Origin of the sequence: Streptomyces katrae (genome assembly GCF_000966975.1) — a bacterium.
GTDB lineage: Bacteria > Actinomycetota > Actinomycetes > Streptomycetales > Streptomycetaceae > Streptomyces > Streptomyces katrae.
This window is the reverse complement of record NZ_JZWV01000617.1, coordinates 1-2,791: the sequence shown is the minus strand read 5'-3', so window position 1 is coordinate 2,791 and position 2,791 is coordinate 1. Positions and strand designations below refer to the sequence as shown.

Annotated in this window: 2 protein-coding genes; one reads left to right on the top strand and one right to left on the bottom strand. The window is 76.1% G+C overall.

Annotated elements, in window-relative coordinates; translation table 11 throughout:
- Nucleotides 1–1,241, top strand: a 1,241-nt coding sequence (locus VR44_RS22100) for an oxygenase MpaB family protein (RefSeq protein ID WP_045949310.1), incomplete at its 5' end; no start/stop codon positions are given.
- Nucleotides 1,242–1,423: 182 nt separating this feature from the next.
- On the opposite strand, the gene VR44_RS22095 is transcribed toward VR44_RS22100, so the two are convergent.
- Nucleotides 1,424–2,494 carry a GNAT family N-acetyltransferase gene (locus tag VR44_RS22095; RefSeq protein ID WP_245692071.1) on the bottom strand — a complete coding sequence of 357 codons (1,071 nt, stop codon included), beginning with the start codon at nucleotides 2,492–2,494 and terminating at the stop codon, nucleotides 1,424–1,426.
- Nucleotides 2,495–2,791: the final 297 nt, after the last annotated feature.

The window sequence follows — 2,791 nt, the reverse complement described above, 5'->3', positions numbered from 1 at the left end:
ACCCCTGGCGGCGGATCGAACACACCATGGAGAGCGGCGGCCGGCTGTTCTTCGCCGGGCCCGAGGAGCGGCGGCTGGAGGTGGCCCGGCTCCGGCGGACGCACCGGCGCATCCACGGGACCGACACGGCGGGGCGGTCGTACAGCGCGGAGGACCCCGCGGTGCGCGGCTGGGTGATGGTGACGCTGTACGAGTCCATGACCGCGATGCGCGAACTGTCCGGGGAACCGCTCGCGCCCGCCGAACGGGACCTGCTGTACGCGGAGTTCCTGGACGTGTGCGCCGCCCTCGGAATTCCGGGAGAGGTGCTCCCGGCGAGCGCCGCCGAAGTCCCGGCTTACGTGGAACGCACGGTCCGGGAGGTCCTGGAGTTCGGCCCCGAAGTACGGCACATGCTCCACGGGGTGCTCCGCGAGGCCCCCGCCCCGCGCCGGCTGGGGCGGTTGGCACCTGTGTGGCCGCTGTTGCGGGTGGTGATCGCGCGTGCGGTGGCGGCCCTGACGGTCAGCGACCTGCCGCCGGCCTGGCACGAGAGGTTCGGAACCTCCCGCGGCCCCGGGGGCGCCGCGCTGTCGTGGGCACTGCACCACGGGCTGCGCCATGCGATGGCCCTGGCCCCCGGCCGGGTGCGCTACCGCCGCCGTTCCGTGAGCGGCGCGCCCGCGCCCGCGCGGGGAGCGGTGCCGAGGGCCCGGCGCGGCGGCGATTCGCGTCCGGCCCGGCTGGAGGCGTTCTTCCGCCAGGTGCTGGACCAGACCGGCAACGGGCGGGTCGACTCGGCCGACCTCCAGGCGATGGTGCACACCATGTGCTGGCGGCTCGAACTGCCCGCGGAGCGGGAGGACGAGGTGTACGCCGCGTTCGAGGGCTGGTGGCGGCAGCTCCGGGCGACGGCCGATGCCGATGGCGACGGGGCCGTGGACTGCGGGGAGTTCGTGTCCGCGATGCTGGCCGGGGTGGAGCGTGATCCGGCGTACCTGGAGAAGGGCCTCGTACCGGCGGTGCGGGCGCTGTTCCGGGCGGCCGACGCGGATGGCAGCGGCTACCTGGGGGCGGACGAGTACCGGCTGCTGTTCGGAGGGCCGCGGGTGCACCCGGCCGACCTCAACGACGGGTTCCGGGAGCTGGACGCGGACGGGGACGGACGGGTCGACGAGCAGGAGTTCGTCGCCGCGTTCTGCGACTTCTTCGCCGCCCGGACCGACAGCACCGCCGGGACGGGACTGCTCGGGCGGGCCTGAGGCACAGGCCGGTCCCACGCCCGCCTCACTGCCGGCGCGGAGCCGGCCCGGCGGGAGTCCCGCTCCGCGGTCCGGCAGCCGTACCGGGCCGGGCCCGGCCGCGGGCCCCGGCCGGCCCTTCGCCGGGCGCGGCCGCCTCGCCGGCCGGCAACGCCCGGCCCGCGGAGGCCCGTCGGGCGACGTCAGCCGCGGGGGGCGCGCAGGACGTAGCGGACGCCGTCGTCGTCCGTGGTGCCGGTCCGCTCGAAACCCGCCCGTCCGACCACACCGTGCGAGGGGGCGTTGTCCGCGTCGACCGAGGCGTGCAGCGCGGTCAGGCCGGGCTGCCGGAAAGCCCAGGCGGCGAGGCCGCGCACCGCGTCGGTGGCGTAGCCGTAGCCGCGGGCCGAGGGTACGAGGTCGTAGCCGATCTCCGCGTTCCCGTCGGCGTCGGGCGCACCGTGGAAGCCGATGCCGCCGATCGCGCGCCCGTCGTCCTTCCGCACGATGGCGTACGGGCCCCACCCCGGGCGGTACGTCCCCTGCTCCTTGGCCTTGACCACCATTCCGGAGGCGGCCCGGGTGCCCTCGAAGGGACCGTCCCCGGCCCAGGCGAAACCGCCGGTGCCGCCCGCGTGGAGGTCGGCGGCGGCCTGCGGGAAGATCTCGCAGAGGAGGACGCGGCCCGCATCGACGGGATCGGCGTACCAGCGCCAGACCGGGCGTCGGGGCAGGTCGCCGAGTGCGGCCCGGCCGGTCACCCACAGCAGGACCGGCCAAGGCGCGGCGGTGCGCGGCGCCTGCGGGAAGAGCCGGTCGAGGACCTGCTCGCACAGGTCCGGGTCGGGTTCCCAGTCGTGCGTGCCCAGGGCGCCCAGGATGTCGTGGGTGTGGAGCAGGGTCTCCACGACGCCCATGGCCGCGAAGCCGTCCGCGCCCGCCGTCCCGTACGGGTGCCAGGCGCGGTCGCCGGGGCGGGCCGCGGCCACGGCGGCGGACAGCAGGCCTCCGGTGGCCTCGATGATCTCGATCAGGCCTTCAGGGGTGGTGCCGGGGTCGGCGCTGATCTCGAAGGGCACCCAGGCGGCGGTCGCGCGCCCGGTGAGCTGGGCCGCGTACGCGGTGAAGTCCCCCGCTATGTGGACGGCGGTGCCGTAGCAGCTCCACTCCAGCCCGGCGGCGGGCACGGACCAGTCGAGGTGGGCCACCTTCCGGAGCGCCTCCGCGGTGAGGGACACGGAGCGGTCGACGGCGTGGGGGGTCATGATCGTCATGGCCGAACCCTAAGGTCACAGCCCCGGCGGGGCCACTGGATATCCCCGCACGGCCCGCGCGGCCGATACCGGCCGGTGCCGGCGCGGCCGCCCGAGGGGCTAGGGGGTGTTGCGAAAGTCCTGTGTCTTCGGCCGGTGCGGCGAGGTCCGGGGCGCAGCCCCTGGGGGCACCTCCCAGCGGGGTCTTCGGCCGGTGCGGCGAGTCCCCCAGCTGCCGCTGGGAGGTGCCCCCAGCGCCTCGTCTTCGGCCGGTGCGGCGAGTCCCCCAGCTGCCGCTGGGAGGTGCCCCCAGCGCCT

Coding starts and splice junctions, on each gene's coding strand:
- VR44_RS22095 (WP_245692071.1), bottom strand. CDS start 2,494: ATGACGATCATGACCCCCCACGCCGTCGACCGCTCCGTGTCCCTCACC.